The organism is Edaphobacter sp. (genome assembly GCF_035532915.1).
Classification (GTDB): Bacteria; Acidobacteriota; Terriglobia; order Terriglobales; family Acidobacteriaceae; genus Edaphobacter.
In genome coordinates this window covers 1-21,515 of record NZ_DATKQC010000254.1, presented here as the reverse complement: position 1 = coordinate 21,515, position 21,515 = coordinate 1, and the positions used below count along the sequence as shown (strand labels likewise).

The 21,515-nt window shown below is 60.2% G+C and carries 18 protein-coding genes; 8 read left to right on the top strand and 10 right to left on the bottom strand.

Translation table 11 applies throughout. From position 1 onward, the window contains the following. Positions 1-19: 19 nt before the first annotated feature. The gene (gene modA, locus VMU57_RS12305; RefSeq protein WP_325383800.1) at positions 20-790 is read right to left on the bottom strand and encodes a molybdate ABC transporter substrate-binding protein; all 771 of its coding nucleotides are present in this window, start codon (positions 788-790) and stop codon (positions 20-22) included. A 41-nt stretch (positions 791-831) separates the two neighbouring features. On the opposite strand from modA, the gene thrC reads away from it, so the two are divergent. From thrC to VMU57_RS12280, 5 genes are all read left to right on the top strand, one after another. Further along, positions 832-2,226: a threonine synthase gene (gene thrC / locus VMU57_RS12300; RefSeq protein ID WP_325383798.1), complete on the top strand. Its 1,395-nt coding sequence runs from the start codon at positions 832-834 to the stop codon at positions 2,224-2,226. Continuing rightward, the gene (gene thrB / locus VMU57_RS12295; protein WP_325383796.1) at positions 2,223-3,113 is read left to right on the top strand and encodes a homoserine kinase; all 891 of its coding nucleotides are present in this window, start codon (positions 2,223-2,225) and stop codon (positions 3,111-3,113) included. The genes thrC and thrB overlap by 4 nt, the downstream gene beginning before the upstream one ends. Positions 3,114-3,378: 265 nt before the next feature. After that, positions 3,379-3,711 carry a thioredoxin gene (gene trxA / locus VMU57_RS12290; protein WP_325383794.1) on the top strand — a complete coding sequence of 111 codons (333 nt, stop codon included), beginning with the start codon at positions 3,379-3,381 and terminating at the stop codon, positions 3,709-3,711. Positions 3,712-3,828: 117 nt separating this feature from the next. Next, positions 3,829-5,220, top strand: a complete 1,392-nt coding sequence (locus tag VMU57_RS12285) for a hemolysin family protein (protein WP_325383792.1) — start codon at positions 3,829-3,831, stop codon at positions 5,218-5,220. Further along, positions 5,217-6,164, top strand: a complete 948-nt coding sequence (locus VMU57_RS12280) for an ABC transporter permease (protein ID WP_325383790.1) — start codon at positions 5,217-5,219, stop codon at positions 6,162-6,164. The genes VMU57_RS12285 and VMU57_RS12280 overlap by 4 nt, the downstream gene beginning before the upstream one ends. Before the next feature lie 105 nt (positions 6,165-6,269). Here the strand turns inward: VMU57_RS12280 and VMU57_RS12275 are convergent, their stop codons facing one another. From VMU57_RS12275 to VMU57_RS12265, 3 genes are all read right to left on the bottom strand, one after another. After that, a complete protein-coding gene (locus VMU57_RS12275; protein WP_325383788.1) occupies positions 6,270-6,725 on the bottom strand; it encodes a metallophosphoesterase family protein in 456 nt (151 codons plus the stop codon). 6 nt (positions 6,726-6,731) lie between these two features. Beyond that, positions 6,732-7,211: a hypothetical protein gene (locus tag VMU57_RS12270; RefSeq protein ID WP_325383786.1), complete on the bottom strand. Its 480-nt coding sequence runs from the start codon at positions 7,209-7,211 to the stop codon at positions 6,732-6,734. A 73-nt stretch (positions 7,212-7,284) separates the two neighbouring features. Then, positions 7,285-8,136, bottom strand: coding sequence for an ABC transporter permease (locus VMU57_RS12265; RefSeq protein WP_325383784.1), 852 nt, complete (start codon positions 8,134-8,136; stop codon positions 7,285-7,287). Positions 8,137-8,363: 227 nt separating this feature from the next. Here VMU57_RS12265 and VMU57_RS12260 point away from each other — a divergent pair, with 227 nt between their 5' ends. Beyond that, entirely contained in the window at positions 8,364-9,599 is a 1,236-nt protein-coding gene (locus tag VMU57_RS12260; RefSeq protein ID WP_325383783.1) for a glycosyltransferase WbuB, read from the top strand. Positions 9,600-9,804: 205 nt separating this feature from the next. Here the strand turns inward: VMU57_RS12260 and VMU57_RS12255 are convergent, their stop codons facing one another. The 4 genes from VMU57_RS12255 to VMU57_RS12240 form a co-directional block, all read right to left on the bottom strand. Continuing rightward, a complete protein-coding gene (locus VMU57_RS12255) occupies positions 9,805-11,697 on the bottom strand; it encodes a glycoside hydrolase family 2 protein (protein ID WP_325383782.1) in 1,893 nt (630 codons plus the stop codon). 131 nt (positions 11,698-11,828) lie between these two features. Continuing rightward, entirely contained in the window at positions 11,829-13,214 is a 1,386-nt protein-coding gene (locus VMU57_RS12250; protein ID WP_325383781.1) for a glycoside hydrolase family 28 protein, read from the bottom strand. Beyond that, a complete protein-coding gene (locus tag VMU57_RS12245; protein WP_325383780.1) occupies positions 13,215-16,001 on the bottom strand; it encodes a glycosyl hydrolase in 2,787 nt (928 codons plus the stop codon). A gap of 5 nt (positions 16,002-16,006) precedes the next feature. Then, complete coding sequence (locus tag VMU57_RS12240) at positions 16,007-18,004, bottom strand: beta-galactosidase family protein (protein WP_325383779.1); 1,998 nt, start codon at positions 18,002-18,004, stop codon at positions 16,007-16,009. 390 nt (positions 18,005-18,394) lie between these two features. Here VMU57_RS12240 and VMU57_RS12235 point away from each other — a divergent pair, with 390 nt between their 5' ends. Continuing rightward, entirely contained in the window at positions 18,395-18,970 is a 576-nt protein-coding gene (locus VMU57_RS12235) for a PEP-CTERM sorting domain-containing protein (RefSeq protein WP_325383778.1), read from the top strand. A 70-nt stretch (positions 18,971-19,040) separates the two neighbouring features. On the opposite strand, the gene VMU57_RS12230 is transcribed toward VMU57_RS12235, so the two are convergent. Further along, the gene (locus VMU57_RS12230) at positions 19,041-19,580 is read right to left on the bottom strand and encodes a hypothetical protein (RefSeq protein WP_325383776.1); all 540 of its coding nucleotides are present in this window, start codon (positions 19,578-19,580) and stop codon (positions 19,041-19,043) included. Between the two features lie 187 nt (positions 19,581-19,767). Further along, entirely contained in the window at positions 19,768-21,120 is a 1,353-nt protein-coding gene (locus tag VMU57_RS12225; protein ID WP_325383774.1) for a zinc dependent phospholipase C family protein, read from the bottom strand. Positions 21,121-21,182: 62 nt separating this feature from the next. On the opposite strand from VMU57_RS12225, the gene VMU57_RS12220 reads away from it, so the two are divergent. Next, positions 21,183-21,515: TlpA disulfide reductase family protein (locus VMU57_RS12220; protein ID WP_325383772.1), on the top strand; the 333-nt coding region annotated here is incomplete at its 3' end.

The window sequence follows — 21,515 nt, the reverse complement described above, 5'->3', positions numbered from 1 at the left end:
CTCATTTAGCAATTTGACGCTATTGCACTGCGGCCAGCCCGAGCTTGCTCATATTTCCCTGCACGGCTGGGGTGAGCAGCCAGTCGAGAAAGGCGTGCGCTTCGGCGCGATGCTCTGACTTCGCCATCACCACGGCGCACTGCCGCAACTCCGGATATACGGTCGGCACGCGTACATAGGTGCCAATCTGACTGAAGTGTGGCGTGTTCGCCGTGGTCAATGAGATGAGCCCTAGTTGAGCGTTGCCCGACTCTACAAACTGCGCTGTCTGGGCGATGTTTTCGGCAACCACCAGATGCGAAGACACCTTGTCGTAGAGGTTCAGTTTCTTCAGCGCGGCTACGGCTGCACGGCCGTAGGGGGCGTGCTCTTCATTGGCGATGGCGATGCGCGTTACGCGCGGGTCGGTCAGCTTGTCCATGCTGATGGGCTGTAGGGGCGAGTCTTTGCGCGCCCACAGGACCAGAGCGCCCTTGGCGTAGGCGGTTGGCTGCTTCATATCCGAGAGACCGGCGGCTACTACTTTTTCGGGGAAGACAAAGTCTGCGGCTAAAAAGATGTCCATCGGTGCGCCGTTCAGGATCTGCGTCGTGAGGGTGGCGGAAGAACCGTAGCTGACTACCAGCTTGATTCCCGTGGCGTGCTCGTAGGCCGCGGCCAGCACCGGCATGACGGGCTGCAAGTCGGCGGCTGCAGCGACGTGCAGCTCCTTTTGAGTGTCCTGTCCCCACGCCGCGCCTGTCCCGAAAAACCCGCTCAACATCACCAGGCAAAGAAGAACAGCTCTCATCTTTGGTCCACTCCGCTCTTTACGGTACCCTAGATAGAACAATGAAAGTCGCGACCCATCATCTTAGATGCACAGAATGCGGAGCCGTCATCACCGGCAGCGCCGTCAACAGTATATTTCGCTGCCCGGACTGCAACGGGCTCTATGACGTCATCTACCCCTGGTCGCCCGGTACGGGTTCGTCTGACGCGAATAACAGCAATCTGCCCAATGCGAGCGCGCTTCGCTGGCTATGGCAGGAGCGCCGCACCTCGACCCTTCCGCTTGACCAGAGCGGCGTCTGGCGCTTCCGCGATCTCTTTCCCATTCTGGAAAACCTCGACAATGCCGTTACCCTGCGCGAGGGCAATACGCCGCTTTACGATCTGCCGCGCTGCGCCAAGGCGATTGGGCTGAACTGGCTGACTGCCAAGCATCAGGGGATGAATCCCACCGGCTCGTTCAAGGACACCGGCATGACGGCTGCGCTCTCGGTCGCTGCCGACCGTGGCTTCGAGTGGGTCGCCTGCGCTTCTACGGGCAATACTTCCGCCGCGATGGCTGCCTATGCCGCTCGCGCCGGTCTGCGCAGCATCGTCTTCATCCCCGAAGGCAAGATCGCCTGGGGCAAGCTGTCGCAGTCGATGGACTATGGTGCGCTGACAATTCAGTTGAAGACGGATTTCGATGGCTGCGTACGTATTTTGACGGATCTGGTCACGCGCTTTCCGATCTATCTGCTGAACTCGGTCAATCCTTACCGGCTGGAAGGGCAGAAGACGCCTGCGTTCGAGATTCTGGAACAGCTCGACTGGCAGGTGCCGGACCACATCATCGTTCCCGGCGGCAACCTCGCCAACTCCTCGGCGTTGGGTAAGGGCTTTATCGAGATGCAGCGCCTCGGACTGATTCAGAGGCTGCCGAAGATCAGCATCATTCAGGCGGAGGGAGCGAATCCGCTCTACCGCTGGTTTATGGACTCCAACCGCATCATGCGGCCGGTGACGGCGGATACGCGCGCGACTGCGATCCGCATCGGCAACCCGGCGTCATGGCGCAAGGCGGCCAATATTATCGACAGGCTTGGCGGCTGGTGCGAACAGGTTTCGGAGCAGGAGATTGCGCTGGCCAAGGCGCAGATCGGCGCGGAGGGCGTGGGCTGTGAGCCGGCCTCTGCCGTTACCTTTGCCGGGCTCAAAAAGCTGGTCGCGCTGGGTAAGGTCGCTCCCGAGGAGCGCGTGGTGCTGATTCTTACAGGGCATACGCTTAAGGACTCGCAGTACACCATCGACTATCACCGGGGCGAGCTGCTGACCGAAGCGGAAAATGCGCAGATTTCGGCATCGGATCAGGCTCTGCACACGGCGCTGCGCAAGCCTCCTATCGTCCTTGAACCGGACTCGGATGTCGTGCTGCACGCGCTGGAGTCCCACATGAAGCTCGCCCAGACCGTATGACGCCTCTACACTTACGCTTACCAGCGACCTCTGCCAACCTTGGCCCGGGCTTCGATGCCCTGGGCCTCGCGATGGCGCTGTATTTGACCATCGATGCGGTGGAGGCGGCGGCTTTTGGCATTCGCGCCACCGGACGGAATGCCGATCTTTGCGGCGATGCAGCTCATAGCCTTATTTTCAGCACTTATAGCAGCGTTCTCGCCGCCAACGGCAAGCAGGTGACGCCGCTGCATCTTGAACTCGACAATGAGATACCGCTGGGAATGGGTTGCGGCTCGAGCGCTGCCGCGCTGCTGGCCGGGGTACTGCTGGCCAATCATTTTGGAGAACTCAACTGGACGAGCCAGCAGATTCTTGAAGAGGCGTGCCAGCGCGAGGGGCATCCTGATAATGTTGCCGCCTGTTTTCTGGGTGGAATGACGGCGTCGGCTGATAATGGAAGTGCCATTGTTACAGCTACATGTGGACAAAATCTAAACTGGAACTTGTTTGTTGCGCTGCCTTCGACGAGCCTTGCCACCGAGAAGGCACGGGCGCTTCTGCCGGCGACCTACTCCCGTGCGGATGCTGTGGCGAACGTGCAGAACACCGCTCTGCTGGTCTCGGCCTTTGCGCTGAATCGGGGCGATCTGCTGCGGACTGCCATGCAGGACCGCATCCACCAGCCCTACCGCATGGAGGCGTGTCCGCTGCTGCCACTGCTGCTGCCGCTGAATGGTGCGCCCGGCGTTCTTGGTGTTGCGCTTAGCGGGGCAGGGCCTTCGGTGCTTCTTATTGCGGATGAGACGGCGAAGGAACTGCCAGCCGCGATCCGGAAGGCTGCGAATGACCCCGATCTGGAGATTATTCAGACCACGATTGCCGCGGGAACCCTGGTGCAGAAGTAGCCAAAAAGGTTAGCCAGCAGGGTAATGTTTCAATAAGTTACCTCAAAGTTACCTAAGATTTCTTTACCTTTCTCCACTTCCTTCGTACCTTAGCTCCTGTGGGCAGTTCTGGGGAGGGCTGCTACGCCGCCCGTTGACCTCTTTTACAGAGGTCCGGGCGTTTGCTTTTTCAGCAAGATATACCGTCTTGAAACTCTTCCTACCCTTCAGCATCTATTATTGTGAGGACTGCTCAGTAATGGCAGAACATCCTGGAGGGAAGTAAATGGCAGGTCAGTTCGTAACCAACATCAACGACGCATCCTTTGAAAAAGAGGTTCTTCAGTCGGATCAACCCGTATTGGTCGATTTCTGGGCCGCCTGGTGTGGTCCATGTCGCGCACTTGCGCCGATCGTCGATGAGATTGCCAACTCGTATCAGGGCAAGCTTAAGGTCATGAAGATGGACGTTGATGCCAACACCGCAACCCCGGCGCGTTATGGAATTCGCGGCATTCCCGCACTGCTGATCTTCAAGGGCGGCCAGGTTGCCGAACAGATCGTCGGCTATGTCCCCAAGGACACCATCGACAAGTCTGTGCTCAAGGTTCTCGCATAAGTTTTTACCCAGCTTCGCAAGCGGCCCGGCAAACCAGCCGGGCCATTTCTTTGTCGCTGTTGCCGTTAGCTGTTCTCCCCGGGCTGCTGAAACGGGTGGAGCCGTTACACTTTGTAAATGCTCGAATGGATGCTCTTCCGCACGATCATGGTGGCCTTCTTCATTCTGGCCAACAGCTTCTTCGTCGCTGCTGAGTTCGCGCTCGTCAGCGTGCGCGAGACGCGCATCCAGCAGTTGATCGCGCTTGGCCGACCGGGTGCGCGTACCGTTCTTCAGCTCAAGCACAACATCGACGAGTTCCTTCCCGCCGTGCAGTTCGGGGTGACGCTGGCCGCGCTTGCGCTGGGCTGGGTGGGTGAGCCTGCGGTTGCGCAGATGATTCTTCAGATCGTGCATGGCTGGCTGAATGTTTTGCCTGCTCATGCTGTTATCTATGCCCATACGCTTGCGGTCCTCATCGCATTTGCGCTGATTACTTATTTCGAAGTCCTGCTGGGCGAGCTTGTTCCTAAATCGCTGGCGCTGCAGCGTGCCGAGCGCATCGCGCTGGCCGTGGCAGGACCGATGGACGTCTTCATCCGCATCACGCGGCCCGCGGTGAACCTGATGAACGGCTCCGCCACCCTTGTGCTGAAGCTCTTTCGCGCGCCGCTGCATGGGGAAGGCGCTGTCCACTCTCCTGAAGAGATTAAGCTCATCGCCACGGCGACCCGGCGCATGGGGCTGCTGCCTCCCTTTCAGGAGGAGATCATCCATCGCGCCATCGAGCTGAACCACGTTACTGTGCGCGAGATCATGACTCCGCGTGGCAAGATCTTTTCGCTGCCCGCGGACCTTCTGGTCGAGCAGGCGAGCGCCCGCATCGTCGAGGAGCAGCACTCGCGCATCCCTGTGTACGATCCCGCGAATGGGCCGGAGAACATTATTGGCATCGTCTACTCCAAGGACATCTCGCGCCTGATGCACTTTCGCGGGGTGGCGCTTGGGCTCGGCGGCAAGGGCGGCTCCGGCCTTACGCTGCGGCAGGTGATGCATGGGTTGACGGTGGTTCCGGAGACCAAGCTGGCGGTTGAGCTGTTGCAGGAGTTTCAGGAACGGCGTCGCCAGATGGCGATTGTGGTGGACGAGTTCGGCTCGACCGTTGGCCTTGTGACTGCCGAAGATGCGCTGGAGCAGATTGTCGGCGAACTGGATGACGAGTTCGATATTGTGCCTCGCAGCCCTCTGCTCAGCTCGACAGGAGCCATGTCGCTGGACGGAAGCACAACGCTGCGCGATCTGGGAACGCAACTGCACTGGAGCTTTCCCCGCGAAGCCGGAGTTGAGACGCTGGCCGGGTTTGTGCTCGCGCATCTCGGTCATCTCCCCGAGGTCGGCGAAAGCATCGAAGAGGGCGGACGCCGCTACTCCGTTGCAGAGATGGATGGCCGCCGCATCAGCCGCGTCGCCGTGCAGGTCCTGACGCCCGCAAAGGTCGTTGAAAAGATGGGCAGGGAAACGACGGCATGAGGCCAGCTCTGTGGAACCCTGTTCGCCGCATCCTGCTTACGCTGCCGGTCATCTGGGTGGTCGTCTCTGTCGTCTTCCTGCTGATTCACCTTGTTCCCGGTGATCCTATTGTGCAGATGCTGGGCGAGGGCGCGAACACCGCCGATATCGCCGCGCTGCGCCACGCTTACGGCTTCGACGCTCCGCTGAGCCACCAGTACATTCATTATTGGCAAGGAATCTTTCACGGCGATCTTGGCCAGTCGCTGCGGCTGCATGACTCGGTGACGCATCTTGTGCTGCAGCGCTACCCGTACACGCTTGCGTTGACGCTGGCCGCGCTTTTGATTGGGATCGCGGTATCGGTCCCGTCGGGCATCCTCTCGGCGCTGCATCGCAACCGCTGGCAGGACCGTACGCTCGGCGTGGTCTCGCTGGTGGGGCTCTCGTTCCCGAACTTTGCGCTGGGGCCGATTCTCATCATTATTTTTTCCATCTACTTTGGCTGGCTCCCGGTATCGACGGCGGGGACCGGGGGCGTCGGCGATTTTCTGCTGCACCTGATCCTTCCGGCGATCACGCTTGGCCTTGGCCTTGCTGCCATCCTTACGCGCATGGTGCGCACGGCGATGCTCGAAGAGCTGGGGCAGGACTACATCCGCACGGCGCGCGCGAAGGGGCTGAGCGAGAACAGGATCGTATATCGCCACGCTCTGCGCAATGCGCTGATTCCTGTGCTGACGGTGATCGGGCTGCAGTTTGGGTCGCTGCTCTCCGGGGCAATTGTTACCGAGACGATCTTCAGTTGGCCGGGCATTGGGCGGCTTACGCTGTCGGCGATCTCGAACCGCGACTATGCGCTGGTGCAGGGATGCATCCTTGCGGTTGGCCTTACTTACGTCGCTATCAATCTGCTCACGGATGTTGCTTACACCATCGCGAATCCGCGAATGCGCGGCCAATAAGTTCCAGAACATTCCCTCAGGGGCTGAAGCCACGCCCTTTCAAAACATGGAGTTTTTGGGGTCCACTGCCACGGACTTTCAAGACCTGGACTTAATGAGTAGCCCCTACAGCAGCTCCACTATCCGTGCCGAAATACTATCTGCATCGATAGTCATCAAAGCCACCGTTACCGGCAAGCTAAACCGCCGTGGCCCGGCGCTGCCTGGGTTCAGGTACAGCACGCCGCCACGTGACTCAATCGAGGGCTTGTGCGAGTGGCCGCTGATGACCGCTGCTACTCCTGCCACTACCGGATTGATATCGAGGTCGGCCAGCGAGTGGACGAGGTAGAACAGTCGCTCGTCGAGTTCGACGACATCGGTAGCTGGCAGCTGCGCGCACTCGCCCCACTGGTCGATGTTGCCGCGAATCGCCGTGACTGGGGCGATCTCGCGCAGGGCGTCTAAAATTCGGGCGTCGCCGACGTCGCCGGCATGAAGGATGTGCTCTACGCCAGCCAGCGCCGTCAGCGCCTCTGGCCGCAGCAGGCCGTGCGTGTCCGAGATGACTCCGAGCAGCATTGAGCTTCAGGCGAGCCGCAGGCTTTGCAGCGAGGCATAGCTCTTGCTCTGGCTGGGATCGTGGCTGCGGTCGGGATCGATCTTCAGCTCCATCACCGTGACGCGATCGAGCGAGACAGTGTAGTCCTCGGTCTCCTCGGTCGAGCCGCCGGGGCTGAAGCTGAACTGCTGGCGAACGACCTCGCGCAGCTCGGTGCCTGACCCGGCAAAGATGGCAAACTCCTGCGAGCGCTCCGTTGCCTTCTCGACGAAGTGCAGGTGAATGCGGTGAATCGTTAGTGGCTCGTCGAAGTGCATCCGAATCACCTGAGGCCCGGTGCCTGCTGCGCGCCAGCCGGTGGATTCGGTCTTGCCCAGCGCGTGTTCGATCGGAAAGGCTTCGTCTTCCGAGGTGATCTCTACACGTGCGATCCGCTCAAGGTTGCGCCAGAGATCGGGAATCGGCGTTGCGGCTACAGGCGATGGTGTAACGATGCTCTTACGCATAAATGCCTACGGACCTCAGCCCCAAGCATATCTGATATCGCTCGCTAAGGATGGTGCACTTGCCGGGCTATCTCTAAATTCCGGTCTCCATCTTCGTTCTTGGATCGAGGTAGTCGCGCAGCGCGTCGCCGATAAAGTTGAATGAGAGTACGCAAAGCATCACCGCCATTGCCGGGAAGAAGACCAGGTGCGGCGAGTCGAAGAGGTGCGAGCGGGCGTCGTTGAGCATCGATCCCCAACTGGCCGCCGGGGGTGGAACGCCCAGTCCGAGAAAACTAAGCGTGGCCTCGGCGAGTACGGCGCCCGCCATGCCGATGGCTCCCTGCACAATCAGCGGCTGCACGATGTTGGGCAGGATGTGGCGGCAGAGGACGCGCAGGTCGGAGGCTCCCAGGGCACGCGCTGCCTCGACAAACTCGCGCTCCTTGACTGCCATGACTTGTCCGCGCACCAGCCGCGCGTAGCCTACCCAGCCGGAGATGGCCAGCGCCAGAATTACATTGAACAGTCCCGGCCCCATGAAGGCCACGAAGGCAATTGCCAGCAGGATTCCCGGCAGCGACATGAAGGCGTTGGTGACATAGATGTTCAGGATGGTGTCGGTGACTCCGCCGTAGAAGCCGGACAGGCATCCGGCTACGATGCCCACTGCGAGCGATAAGCCGACGACGCTGACGGCGACGATCATCGAGATTCGAGCGCCGTAGATCGTGCGCGAAAGGATGTCGCGCCCAAGTTCGTCGGTGCCGAACCAGTGCGCTGCGCTTGGCCCCATGAGGCGTCCGGTCAGGTCGAGGCGTGCGGGATCGTACGGTGCCAGCCAGGGAGCAAACAGCGCGCAGACCAGAAAGATCACCAGCAATACGATTCCGAGCGCAGCCAGGGGCTGCTGCTTCGAGCGGTGCAGCAAGCTTGTTCTCGCCATGGTTGCGTCAGCGGTCATCCATTCACAGGATGCGGCCATTGGGCAATAGAACGCAAGACCAATCGACCGCGGATGGCACGGATAAAAACGGATTGAACACTTTATCCGGGCACGCCGATGATTCAGAAACTAATCTTTCTTCTGTTTCGTTTTAAATCCTCGAATATCCGCGCCACCGGCGGTCGCGCCTTACGTTGCTCGGTATCATGGAATCGAGAGGGACCAGTTTGCGAATTTTGATCTATGGACTGAACTATGCTCCTGAACTGACCGGCATCGGAAAGTACACCGGAGAGATGTCCTCGTGGCTGGCTGCGCGGGGGCATGATGTCCATGTGGTGACCGCGCCGCCGTACTATCCGGCGTGGAGCATCCGCGAAGACTATCGCGGCAAGCTCTACCGCACGGAGAAAGTTCCAGGCGAGCCGATTGTCTATCGCACTCCGCTCTACGTTCCCGCCAAACCGACCGGGGTGAAGCGCATGGTGCACCTCTTCTCGTTCATGCTGGGGAGCCTGCCGGTGATGCTTCGCGAGATCTTCTGGCAACCTCAGATCGTCTTCACGGTAGAGCCGACTTTTTTTGGTGCGCCGCTTGCGCTGCTAGTGGCTCAGACCGCAGGCGCAGCCTCGTGGCTGCACGTGCAGGACTTTGAAGTGGATGCCGCCTTCGACCTCGGCCTGCTGCCTGCTGAAGGACTGATCCATGACTTCGCGCTGGGCCTTGAAGAGTTCTTTACCCAGGCTTTTACCCGCGTCTCCAGCATCTCGCACAAGATGGTCGAGCGAGCGCTGGCCAAAGGTGTTCCTGTCGCGCGCACGATTCTGTTTCCCAACTGGGTCGATGTAGATGCTATCCATCCACAGGCACGAGATACGGCCAATAGCTTTCGGCGCGAGCTTGGGCTTGAAGACAAGATCATTCTTCTCTACTCCGGCAACATGGGGGCGAAGCAGGGGCTGGAGTTGCTGGCGCCGCTTGCTCGAGCATTCGAGAACAACGCTCGCGTTCATTTTCTCTTCTGTGGCGATGGAGCCTTCCGTCCGCAGCTTGAGACGCTGGTTGCGCATCTGCCCAACGTGACCCTGCTGCCGCTGCAACCTTTCTCGCGGCTCAACGACTTGCTGAATGCGGCTGATATTCACCTGTTGCCGCAGCGCGCCGGAGCGGCTGACCTGGTGATGCCGTCGAAGCTCACCGGAATGCTCTCCAGCGGCCGTCCTGTTATCGCTACGGCCGACCACGGTACGCAGGTCGAGCAGGTGGTCGAAGGCTGCGGCCTCGTCGTTCCAGCCGAAGATGCTCCAGCGCTGCACGCTGCCGTTCAGCAATTGATCGACGATGAGCCTCTGCGTCAGCGGCTCGGTGCTGCTGCACGGGAATACGCCATAGAGCATCTGGGCAAGGAGCAGGTTCTGCTTCAGTTTGAACGCAATCTGCAAAATTTAGTTCTCGGCATATAGAGAGAATGGTTAGGGGTGCTCTGATTTACTCCCAGAGACTTACCTCAGGGGCTAAAGCCCCATTCATTTTATTGGACTTGCGGCACGGCTGAAGCCGTGCCCTTAAACAAAACGACGGCTTAATCAGAGGCTCCTCAGGCTGGCTCCTAAAAGGTTGTGGCTGTCGCCTCCGACCTGACGGCGACAGCCACATATTTTTTCGAGGTTATTCTGCCTTGCCTACAGAGTGCTCCTTGTAGGTCTTCTGGAAGAGATAGAAGGCTTCCTTCTTCTTTCCATCCTCGGAGATAAGACCCTTGCGGTTGAAGCCGTCCTGCAACTTGGGAATGTTGCGAGTGGGTGAGCGGAAGTCCATCAGGATCCACGGAATGAGGCCGCGCACCTGGGGGATCTTGTTGATCATGATGAACTGGTGCTGGTAGACGTTGACCTGCTGCTCTTCGGTCCAGCGCTGGTCTTTGCCGCCGTGGTTGCCCTGCTTGGCTTCGGCGCCAAACTCAGAGATCAGGATGGGCTTCTGCGGAAGCGTCCATTGGATGTTGTCGGCGTCTTCGGGACGGCCATCGTACCAGCCAACGTACTCGTTCTGGCCGACCACATCGAGAGCATTGGTGAGAGGGTCGTTCTCCACCATCTTGTTGTCTTTGAGGTGAGGCCCAATGATCGCGGAGGTGATGGGCCGCGTCGGATCGAGCCTGCGGGCTTCGTTGGCGAGGTTGGTGAGGAACTGGGTGCGGGTGGGATTATTTGGCGTCTCGTTGGAGACGGACCAGAGGATGACCGAGGCCTTGTCGCGGTCGCGGCGGATCATCTCGTTGAGCATGAAGGTCGCCTTGGCGTAGACCTCGGGCTTGTCGAAGGAGATGTGCTGCCATAGCGGAATCTCCGACCAGATCATGATGCCGTCTCGGTCGGCCTCGCGCTCCATGCGCTCGTCGTGCGGGTAGTGGGCGAGGCGGACGAAGTTGGCGTTCATGTCCTTGAGGAAGCCGAAGATGTTCTTGACGTCCTCATCGGTGCAGACGCGGCCGGTGCGGTAGGGAGCCTCGGCGTGCTCGTTGACGCCTTGCAGGAAGATGGCTTTGCCGTTGAGCAGGATGCGGGTGCCGTCGACGCGGATGTCGCGGAAGCCGATGTCGTCGGTGAGCTTGTCCTGCTGATCGCCGGAGCCTGTTGCGAGCTCGACCTTGTAGAGTTTTGGCGTCTCGTGCGACCACAGCTCGAGTTTGCTTGCCTTCACCTCGAAGGGTGCGCGGCCATCGGCATCGGTCTTGACGGTGGTGCTGACGCCTGCCTCGGGGATGCGGAGGGTGACTGGAGTTCCGGCGGTTGCGCCTTCGACGTGGACGTAGCCCGTGAGGGTTTTGGCATCGGCGGCGGAGAAGGTGCTGCCGTGCTTCAGGTGAACGTCGTAGTCGTCGATGAACTGCATGGGAACGGTGACGAGGGAGACATCGCGAGTGAGGCCACCGTAGTTGAACCAGTCGATGCCGACCGAGGGGATGCCGTCGACCTCGCGGGTGGAGTCCACCGCAATGACGACGAAGTTGTTACCGGGCTTGAGCGCGGCGGTGACCTCGCAGTCGAAGGGAGTGAAGCCGCCTTCGTGGTCGCAGATGCGCTTCTGGTTGACCCAGACGAAGGACTTATAGTTGGCCGCGCCGATGTGGAGGAAGGTGCGCGTGTTGGGTTTGGGCTCAAAGCCGAAGTCGCGCTGGTACCAGATGACGCCTTCGTAGCGGAAGAGCGTGGGCTCCTGCGTGTTCCAGTCGCCGGGAACTTTAAGGGTCGGCGCGGTGGCGAAGTCGTACTCCGCGTTGTGCGGGCCGCTATCGATATTGGGATGAGTATTGAGCGCGTAGGTCTTGTCGTTGACCTTGCCGTCTGGGGAGTAGAGTGCTCTTGCCGGGGGCTGATCGACGAGATAATGCCAGTTTCCATCGAGAGAGGTGACGTTGCGGTGGTCTACATCGACGAGCAACGTCTTCAGCGGCTGCTGGGCCACTGCCGGAAGCGTGATGGCACAGCAAGCCAATGCGAGCAGTGCATTGCGGCGGCCGATTCCTTTTGCTGGGAAGCTCTGCGAAAAACTGGTCATGACACTCCACACTGGCTGAAATTGAAGGAAATCAAAGCGGAAAGATGAAACGTGACTGATTGAAATGGAGACGCAGTGCGTGAACGAGAGGTATGACCTCTTGTTCACGCGATCATGCTATCAGAGAGTGGCTATTTCGGTTCACCGTACGGAACATCCTTTTTGCCGAGGGCGATGGGAGTGTCGGTGAATTCGACCTTGGAACCGTCGACGGTTTTGATGTTGTTGTCGGTCATGGTCCAATTTTTGGCGTCGGCGATGGTGCCTGCGGTTTTGGCTTCGATGTCGAGATGATCGAGGCGGAAGTTCGTCAGCGGGGCGTCGGGGTAGGCGCTTACGTTGAAGGCTTGCTTGGCGCCGACGGCTTTGATGTTCCAGATGTGAACGTCAGAGAAGTGCGGCAGGCCCTGTGCCTCGGGAACTTTGGTGGTGAGGACGACCCAGTAGTGCGGTGGATTTTTTACGTCCGGCGGCAGTGTGGCGTAGCTGTAGCTGGGGTTCCAGTTCATGGTCATGTGGATGGGAATGGCTACGCCCTGCAGGTTGAGGTCGTGGATGCGGATGTCGGTGGCGGTGCCGCCGCGGGTGTGCGCGGATTTGAAGAGAACGCCCGAGGGAACGCCACTGAGCGCGGTGAGGTTGTAGACCTCGATGTTGTGGAAGCCGCCGGAGGTCTCGGAGCCGATGGTGATGGCGGCTGCGCCGTGGCGAATGATGGAGTCGCGTATCACGATATCTTCTGTGGGCCGATTCACGCGTAGGCCGTCGGAGTCGCGGCCCGACTTGAGGCAGAGGGCGTCGTCGTTGACCTCGATGTCGGCGTGCTGGACGAGGACCTTGCGTGAGGAGTCGATGTCGATGCCGTCGGTGGAGGGGCCTTTGCCGCCCTCGTTGTTGCGGATGGTGACGCCGTCGATGGTGATGTCGTGCGAGTAGAGGACCTGCACCGTCCAGAAGCCGGAGCGCCGAAGCAGGATGCCGCCGCCGAGGTGAACGTTATAGGAGTTTTGCAGAAGGACGAGGCGAGGACGTTTGGCGTCGTAGTCGGAGGCCCAGCGCAGGCCCTTGGGCTCGTAGATCTTGCGCAGGTCCCAGTAGGACTTCCACCAGATGGGGCCATCGCCGTCGATGGTGCCGTGGCCGGTGATGGTGACGTCGTTCTGGTTGCGGGCATTGATGAGCGCGGCGGGCCAAGTCATCTCGATGCCCGCGATGCGGGTGGGCAGTTCGGGATAATCGGCCAGCTTTTCAGAGCCGATGATGGTGGCTCCCTCGGGAACGTCGAGCGTGGTGCCGGATTTGAGGAAGAGTGAGCCGGAGAGATAAGTTCCGGGCTTGAGAGTGATGGTGCCGTGGACCTTCGCAGCAGCGTCAATGGCCTTCTGGATGGCCACCGTGTCGAGCGTGGTGCCGTCGCCTTTGGCTCCGTAGTCGTTGGCGACGAAGGTCTTTGGAGTGGCTGCGGAGGCTGAGGCGGTGAGTGCAAGAGCACAGGTGAGAATTAAAGCGCGGGACATCTATTTCTGCTCCTGGGATTCATTGGTGACAAGTTTGATGGTGCCGAGGATGCCGGACGAGGTGGGAACGACCTTGTTGAGGTCCTGCATCTGGAAGCGGTCGCCGTACTTGGCGATGAGGGGCTTGTAGTCGTGCGGCGGCTGTGCCGACCAGGCATTGAGCGCGGTGTTATAGACGTGGATCTCGATGTGGTTCTGGCCGGATTTGAGGAACGGCGATACGTCGAGGCGATAGGGTGGGTGCCAGAGATAGCCTGCCTGCCTACCGTTGATGAAGACGATGGCGGCTTCGCGGACGGGCGGTTCGAACCATGCGCGCATACCGGGGCCTGTGCGGGTAACGCGCGGATCAGGGATGCCGTTGTGCAACGGCGCGGGGCGATTGAGGACTCCGGCTGGCGGAGTGACCGGGGAGCCGCCGTCGATCTGGAGGTAGGTGGGGGTGGTGGAGACGGAGCCGAGGTTGAAGTCGCGGGTGTAGACGGCCTCGCCGGAGTAGTGGATGGTGTCGGGGCTGGCGATCCAGTCGGTCAGCTTCGCTTCGGACTTGGTTTTGTCAGTCGCGGCGAAGCGTACCTGCCAGTTGCCGCTGAGGTCAGCCAGCTGTTTGGTCGGCGCGGTGCGCGGCGCTGGAGCTTTGGGGTTGACGCTGCTGAAGACGAAGATGCGGGACTCGTAGGGCGCGAGGTGCAGCTCGACATTGGCGGTAGGGGAGCTGGTGGCTTCGCCGCTGGCCGGGTTCCACTGCTCGCCGAACTTGTGGGGGGTGCTGAAGGTTGCGGTGGTCTCGACGGGGTGGTTGCTGGTGTTGGCTATGAAGTAGATGTCGGTCGTGGGCAGCTTGCGGCGGATGAAGCCGATCTCGTCGTTGCCCGAGGTGAGGGTGAAGTCAGGGGTGGCGGCGTTGTGGAGGGCGGCGGCAAGGGCGGAGTCGTCGGGGACAAGGCTGCCTTTGACGGCGGTGAAGAGCTTTTGCGAGAGGCTGGTGATCTCGGGCAGAGTCTTGCCTTCAGGCGAGATGGAGGGCGCGCGGCCGATGGAGACGACTTTGCCTCCCGCGGCGACGAACTGCTCGATCTTGCGAAGGGTATTTGCCGGGATACGGTCGGTGGGCGGAAGGACGAGAATCTTGTGGGTGCCGAGGCCGACGGAGTTGATGGCGTCGGCGTCGATGAAGTCGACGTTATAGCCTGCCGAGAGGATGGTGGACATCAACTCCGGGGTGACGACGCGGGTCATCAGCGCGGTGATGCTGTCCTGCGTGGGGGTGAAGGACGCCCAGGCGTCGTCGGTGGGCAGCAGAATGGCTACCTGATTGGCGGGCTGGCCCTGGCGGAGGAGGTAGCTGACGCCGCCGATGTAGCGGGTGACGTCGGGCATGACCGGATGCCAGGGGTTGTGATCGTTGAAGACGGCGGCGGCGTAGAGCGACCAGCCGGGCTCGCCAACCTGTGGCGCGGAGTAGGACCAGCCGTGGCAGATGATCTGGTTTTCGCCGGTCAGGAAGTCGATGTCGGCTTCGGCCTTCATGTCGAGCGGGGTCGCGCGGAAGACCGGGGAGTGGAGCCAGGTGAAGGTCTCGCCGGAGGTTACGTTGTTGCCGAAGACGTGATTGGCTGAGGTGGCCCAGCGCAGGGTCGAGAATTGCCGCCACTGTGGACCTTCGCCTTCGGGAAGGGCGGCGAGGCGTTGGCTGGAGAAGGAAACTGCTGGGTTACCATAGGTTTGAGAGCGAAACTTGGTGTGATGCTCGATGGCCCAGTTATTGATTTGAGTCAGGTAGTTTTCGTTCACCAGTTCTGTAAGTGTCTTGCCCCAGTCGTGGCGAACGGTTTCGGCTTCGGGGGTTCCACCAGCTACCAGTTCGGGCAGGTGGGGCAGGAGATCATAGCCTCGGCGCTTCTTAAATTCGGTGGGGAGATCGGGGGTCCAGTCGGAGCCGTAGGCCTCGAGGGAGTCGGAGAAGATGGCATAGGGCGGGGTGGGACCGAAAGCTTTGAGCAGCGGCTCGCCGACTGATTTGAGGTGGTTGGCAACGGCTTGATGGCTCAAGGGATCGAGGACATAGCCTTCGGCTCCTGCGGCGGCACGTTTAACCTGTTGCTTGGTGTGGCTGGAGATGAAGAAGAGGGCGGTGCGGGGGGTGGGTTTGGGTGGCAGGTTATCCCAGGTCCGAGAATCCGAACCTGGGGCACCCAAAGTGGTGGCGGTGGCGGCGTCCCAATGTTGGGGCTCTCCGTTGACGAGTGAGACGGAGATGATGGACTCGCCTTCGGCCAGCTTGAGTTTGGGCAGAGAGGTTGCATTGGCAGGGACGGGAATCTGGGCGATGCGGAGGCGTCCGGAGGCTTCGGCTAATGTGGTGGCGGGACCGCCATAGGGCCAGCCGCTGCCGAGGGTGACGTCGATGCGGAGGCCCAGCTTGCGGCCTTCGGTTTGGGCGTAGTTCACGTCGTCGAGAAACTCGGGGGAGAGGAAGGGGAGGTTCTTCAACCCTTTTGCAGGGTCGTCGAGGACCTGCGGGTACTCGAACGCCAGTTCCGCTCCTCCTATGCCGTCGGCTTTCATCTGCTGAAGCTCGCGCAGGATCTCGGACTTTTGGACGGCGAGGCCGAACCACCACCAGCGCACCATGGGTTTTGCCTGGGCTGGCGGGTTGTGGAAGTTTTGGTGGAGAGATTGGATGGATGTCTTTGCAGTAGCAGGGGTTATGCAGGTGAATGCAAAGGCCGCAGCCAGCAGCGAAGATGTGGCGATATGACGTGGTTTGCTTGGTCGAACTGGCATTGGGGCTACTCCTGTTTGCTCATGCTTTGGTCGGCTACGGGGCCGTCGAGAATGGGTTGGGCTAATCCGGCGACGTGTGGGCGCTGAGATTGTGGGGCGAGATCGAAGACGACGATCTGGTTGCGGCCTTTGCGGAGCCAAGGGCCGGGGACGTAGAGGGTCTGCTGAGGGCCGGTGTTCCAGAAACGGCCGATGGCGTGGCCGTTGATCCAGAGGGCTCCCTTGCCGAGGTCGCGGATGTCCAGAAAGGTGTCCCCGGTCTGGGGGAGGGTGAAGGTGGCACGGAGGAAGGTTGGCTGGCAGCTGGAAAGAGGGCATACCCCAGGGGCTAAAGCCCCGCTCTTTTGCTTGTCTGAGAGGGCCAAGGCTGAAGCCTTGGCGTACCTAGAGGCTGGAGGGGCGATGTGGGGGGAGTTCGGAGGGGCGATGTTCTGATCTATGGATTTTGAGAAGTTGGGCAGGATGGTCATGGGCAGGGGGTAGACCTGCCAGTGGGTGAGTGGCTGGCCAGCGAGGGTGACCGCATGGGTGATTCCCTTGTTTTCGCCGCGCATGTTGCGGGTGGAGTTGATGCGGCCGTCGTCGGCTACGAGGATGTCCAGGCGAGCGGGCCCGGTGGTCTCGATCGAGACGGCGGGAAGATTGCCCTTGGGATCGGCAGAGCGGCGGTCGAGGGTGGCGGTGAGTTTGCCGTCTATATAGATTTGGGCGTAGTCGTGGACTTGATCGATGACAAGATCGCCCGAGACGGCAGCGGGGAGGTGCTTGCGGTAGAGGATGTAGCCGTAGGCCTGGTTGAAGCGCTCCATCGGCTGAGGAAGATCGCTGGCGATGGGAGCGGGGAGGTTGGCCCAGAGAGGTGTGGACTGGGTGAGGTCGATCTGCGGGATGGTGATAACGGGCGGTGCGGCGGGGATGGGCGGCAGGCAGGACTCGTTGCCGCAGGGGGAGTATTGCGCGAGGACTTTGCGATAGGCGAAGAACTTGGGCGTGGTGTGTCCGGCTTCGTCGAGCGGGGCGTCGTAGTCGTAGCTGGTAACGTCGGGGAGGAAGTGGCCCTTGATGAGGCTGGAGCCGGACATGAAGCCGAAGCTGGTGCCTCCGTGGAACATGTAGATGTTGATCCCGGCTCCGCGCTTGAGAATGTAGTCGAGGTCTTCGATCTGCGGGCCGATGGGGCGGGTCTGGTGCGGATGGCCCCAGCTATCGAACCAGCCGGGCCAGTACTCCGAGACGAACAGAGGAGCGTCGGGGCGGAGCTTTGCCAGCTCGTCCATGCCGCCCTGATGGTTGCCGATGCCGAAGTTGGTGGCGGCGAAGAGGCCGGGGATGGAGCCTTTGGGGATGTTGCGCCAGTTGTCGGCGGTGTAGAGCAGCGAGTCGGTGAATCCGGCGTGGAGGAAGATCTGGTGGAGGTGCTCCATGTAGACGTGGTCGGAGCCGAAGTTGCCGTACTCGTTTTCGACTTGGGTCATGAGGATGGGGCCGCCGCGTCCGATCTGGAGGGGCGTGAGTTCTTTGGCGAGGCGGTCGATCCAGCGCTCGGCGGGGATCATAAAGGCGGGATCGTTGGAACGGAGAGCAGCGGCGGAGGCGGGGTCTTTGAGCAGCCAGGCGGGGATGCCGCCGAGGTCCCACTCAGCGCAGGAGTACGGGCCGGTGCGGAGGATGACGTAGAGGCCCTCTTCCTGTGCGGCGCGGATGAAGGCGGCTACGTCGTTATTGCCGGTGAAGTCGAAGTGGCCGGGAGTCGGCTCGTGCATGTTCCAGAAGACGTAAGTGGCGATGGTGTTGAGGCCCATGGCCTTGGCCATCTTGAGACGGGCGTGCCAGTAGGCGCGGGGGATGCGCTCGTAGTGCAGCTCGCCGGAGAGGACTTTGAAGGGCTGGCCATCGAGGGCGAAGTGGTCGCCCTGAGGGGTGAAGGTGTGCTTTGGCTGGGCGTGGACGGACATCGTGCAGAGGATGAGGAGGGCGGCGAGAAGGTTTCGTTTCACGGTCATAGGGATTTCAGGCAACGGAGCCAAGGTAGTTCATTTGGGAGAATGTTTCAAGGGAGGATTTATTTTTCCTCGACTTCATTGAGAGGGGACCGGGTTGGCTCGAACCAGATTTGACGGATGCCTGTGTAACTGGAGCCTTGCTCTTCCGTCACGGGTGAAACGCGGCGGAATAGAACTCCAGGAAGCGAGGTGAAGCAAATTTGAGAAAGGGATATTTGTAGGAACTATTTTTCTCTTTTTTGTGCGCAAAGCCTTTCTCGTTTTTAGATTGCAAGCACAGTTGAAAGGAATTTATTCATTTTTGCTGGATTTTTCAGGTTTGGAACGCTGGTTGCTCATAGGGATGGTGTAGCCGAAATTTTAAGACATCCCCTTTCAACGGAGATTTACATGCGATTCAGAACCATCCTTGCAGCCGCGGCCCTCGTTCTTTTGCCCATGTTCGCCCAGGCCAGCAGTATTACCTACAACTTCAATACGGTTCTCAGTGGTGGAAGTGTGAGCGGAACGATCACAACCGACGCGAAGTCAGGCGTTCTCAGTGCCTCGGACATTCTCGATTACAACCTGCTCATCAATGACGGCCGCGAAACGATGGATTTGCTGGGCAGCAACTCGCAGGTTTTAGTGGGGGGCAACGGCTTGACGGCGACCTCGAGTGCACTTTCGTATAACTTTAGCGATTGGAACTCCATTCTCTTGTTCCAGGCACCTTATATCGGTTCGGGCACGAATTATGTCTGCTTCAACAATCCGTTTGGCGACTGTGATCTTCAAGGCAGCTCAGATATATCGGCAGCGGTCAGGGGAGATGAGGCCTTCCAGTCAGCTTTACAGCGTGGGACCGTGAAATTTGCAACCGCACAGATTGCTCCTGCGGCAGTTCCGGAGCCTTCGACGCTGGCGCTGTTGGGTACTGGCCTGATAGGTTTCGCGGGCATGATGCGCCGTCGTGTCGCCTGCTAGGTGCGATTGCGGATGTTTGAAAAGGAGCCCATGTGGCTCCTTTTCTGTTTCTGCGCTAAAAAGTCTCAGGCTAGTCGGGGACCTGCCAGCCTACCGGGGTCTGTGCGAGCGTCGCTACGCCGGTGGCGTGGCCGCTGATGATCTCGGCCATGGCCGGGAAGGCTTTGAGGACATTCGCGGATTTAGCCCATACGGGGACGTCCGCCATGGTGTAGTGATAGGTCACCCGGGTCTCGTTGAAGCCGTTGGCCACGGCGGGAGGCGTAAAGCTGTCGATGGTGTTGGCGACTCGGTGGCCGTAGCAGAAGCTGGGCGCGTAACGCGCTCCGACGGTGGTGACGGTGTAGCGGCTGACGCGAATGGACATCTCGACGGTCTTGTCGAGAAGCTGCGATTTGACCAGCGTGTCCATCTGCGCGGTCTCTTTGGGGTCGCCGGTCTCGTAGGGGAAGCGGGTGTTGGCAAGCAGGCAGTCGGGGTGGTCGACGTAGTGCTTGTTGAGTCCCTGAAGGAAGTTCTCCGACGTGGGCGCGGACTTGGAGTGGCAGCCGATAAAGGGAAGAAGCAAAGTACAGGCCAGGGCGGATTTCAGAATAGTCGATGGTTTCATTTGGTCGTCTCTGGTTACATTTGGGTTGGATGCTTGTTTTGTGGTAGATGGGGTAGTTCGGAAGCTGATTTCAAGAATGGATTGTGGCAGAGAGCTGTTGGGAAACGACACGGATTCGGCTTGCGGCCAGGAGGACCTGTCCGAGAATTGGGACTGGAGGTGCTGGGTCGTGCCATCGGTCTGTCGTTTAGTCGGCCTGGGCGGGACTGGGGGTGCCATCGCCGGGAATGGGAGGAGCTTCGGGGTTGGGGACGGATGGCGGCTCCTGAGTTGTTGGCATGGTCTGGAGTAGCTTCAGTTCGGCTTGTACCTGTGCCCATTTCTCAGGTTTCTTTTTAGTGTAAATAGGAGCAGCGGGGTTGGAGTAGTAGTTGGCTATGTTCTGCTTCAAACCCGATGGGACGGGGTGAGTGGGATTGCGCGTGAGCGTGGACAGCAACCGGGCGTAGGTTTCGTCGGTGAGCTGGTAGACTCCCGGCATTACCTTGGCGCCGGTGTCGAGGTCGCGGTTGGGGACGTAGGAGGTCACATAATTGAAGTTTGCCAGAATATGCCGCAGGACAGCGGTAGAGCGATTCAGACTTTTGACGTAGAGCTCCTGGGTGTGGGCGTTGGGGCCGCGAATCGCGGCGTCTGACAGCGGGCCGATGCGGGGCAGGATGAAGATGATGCCGGCGAGGAGATGGGTCCCGATACCGGCCTTCTTGCGATATTGGTCCCAGCCGTTTTCAAAGTCGGACTGGGCGAGATCCTTGTTGAGCGTAACGGACTCGGGTCCGGTGTCGTCGGGTGGGAAGCTGTTTCTGTGCAGAATGTCTTCGGCGTAGGCGATGCGGGGCAGGAAGTTGCGGACGGCGAATTGGTAGCCGCGCAGGACCGGCCTTCGATGGCCGATGATCTGATAAAGATCGATGCCGTAGGTCTGAAAGAGGGCGCGGCGAAGCAGAGGAATGGGAACGGCGAGCCCGACGTGCTTGAAATAGGCCGAGGGGGCGAAGTGGTGCTTGCCGATCTCGTTAACGTCGAAGGCGAATTCTGTGCGGACGTGGGCGTGTTCACCCTGTTCGTAGGTGACGGCCGAGCCGTATTTTTTGCCGAGCTTGGGGAATTCGATGGGGACGGCTTCGTTGATGGCCTGGGCGTGGCCGATGGTATCGCCAACGTAGTGCGAGAGGGCGCCGATAGCGAAGGCCAGTTCGTCGGCGTCGTGTGCATTGTGGATGAGGCTGAGGACGAAGTCTCCGGGGCGGACGTAATGGGTAAGGTCGCTGAGTAATGGATTGCCGAAAGGATAATAGCCGAGGTCCTGGATGGCACTGCCGCCGTAGGCATAGGCGTGCGCTTCCTTGATTTGTGCCTCGGTGAGATTGGGGAAGCGCTGGAGCAGAAGAGGACGGATGGACAGCTTCCAGGTGAGGTCGATGAGCTGCTCGTGGGTCTGGACGGAGTAGGCACGGCCAAGCGGGGAAAAAGCGAGCAGGATGAGGATAAGTAGAAGAGCTTTGTTGTAAGAGGCCGGGTTCACGTGCTGGCTGGGCATACGCTGAGGATAACCGGAAGCGATCGTGCTGGTATCTGGCACAGAGAACTATGATGAGCGGAGTGAGCTCAAAGATGGATGAGGGACGGAGAGGCTGGCTGGCGGCGTTTCTTTTAGCCGCGGCTGCGCTGGGAGTTTTTATGACGCTGCGGCATGGGCCGGTGAAGGCTGGCGGCCTGACGCCGGTTGCGATGCGCCAGCTCGCTCCGAATATGGAATTCGAGCAGATGGATGGAGGAACGTGGCGGCTGCGGGAGCATCGCGGGCAGGTCGTGCTCATCAATCTCTGGGCGACGTGGTGCGGGCCTTGCCGGGAGGAGACTCCGGGGCTGGTGCGGCTCTTTAATGAGGACGGGCCGAAGGGGCTGGCGGTGGTGGGGTTATCGCTGGACGCG

Excerpts from the sequence above, each read along its gene's own strand:
- VMU57_RS12255 (WP_325383782.1), bottom strand. The coding sequence starts at position 11,697 with ATGACCAGTTTTTCGCAGAGCTTCCCAGCAAAAGGAATCGGCCGCCGC.
- thrB (WP_325383796.1), top strand. The coding sequence starts at position 2,223 with ATGACGCCTCTACACTTACGCTTACCAGCGACCTCTGCCAACCTTGGC.
- modA (WP_325383800.1), bottom strand. The coding sequence starts at position 790 with ATGAGAGCTGTTCTTCTTTGCCTGGTGATGTTGAGCGGGTTTTTCGGG.
- VMU57_RS12225 (WP_325383774.1), bottom strand. The coding sequence starts at position 21,120 with ATGCCCAGCCAGCACGTGAACCCGGCCTCTTACAACAAAGCTCTTCTA.
- VMU57_RS12265 (WP_325383784.1), bottom strand. The coding sequence starts at position 8,136 with ATGGCGAGAACAAGCTTGCTGCACCGCTCGAAGCAGCAGCCCCTGGCT.
- trxA (WP_325383794.1), top strand. The coding sequence starts at position 3,379 with ATGGCAGGTCAGTTCGTAACCAACATCAACGACGCATCCTTTGAAAAA.
- VMU57_RS12230 (WP_325383776.1), bottom strand. The coding sequence starts at position 19,580 with ATGAAACCATCGACTATTCTGAAATCCGCCCTGGCCTGTACTTTGCTT.
- VMU57_RS12270 (WP_325383786.1), bottom strand. The coding sequence starts at position 7,211 with ATGCGTAAGAGCATCGTTACACCATCGCCTGTAGCCGCAACGCCGATT.
- VMU57_RS12245 (WP_325383780.1), bottom strand. The coding sequence starts at position 16,001 with ATGCCAGTTCGACCAAGCAAACCACGTCATATCGCCACATCTTCGCTG.
- VMU57_RS12275 (WP_325383788.1), bottom strand. The coding sequence starts at position 6,725 with ATGCTGCTCGGAGTCATCTCGGACACGCACGGCCTGCTGCGGCCAGAG.
- VMU57_RS12285 (WP_325383792.1), top strand. The coding sequence starts at position 3,829 with ATGCTCGAATGGATGCTCTTCCGCACGATCATGGTGGCCTTCTTCATT.
- VMU57_RS12240 (WP_325383779.1), bottom strand. The coding sequence starts at position 18,004 with ATGACCGTGAAACGAAACCTTCTCGCCGCCCTCCTCATCCTCTGCACG.
- VMU57_RS12250 (WP_325383781.1), bottom strand. The coding sequence starts at position 13,214 with ATGTCCCGCGCTTTAATTCTCACCTGTGCTCTTGCACTCACCGCCTCA.
- VMU57_RS12235 (WP_325383778.1), top strand. The coding sequence starts at position 18,395 with ATGCGATTCAGAACCATCCTTGCAGCCGCGGCCCTCGTTCTTTTGCCC.
- VMU57_RS12280 (WP_325383790.1), top strand. The coding sequence starts at position 5,217 with ATGAGGCCAGCTCTGTGGAACCCTGTTCGCCGCATCCTGCTTACGCTG.
- thrC (WP_325383798.1), top strand. The coding sequence starts at position 832 with ATGAAAGTCGCGACCCATCATCTTAGATGCACAGAATGCGGAGCCGTC.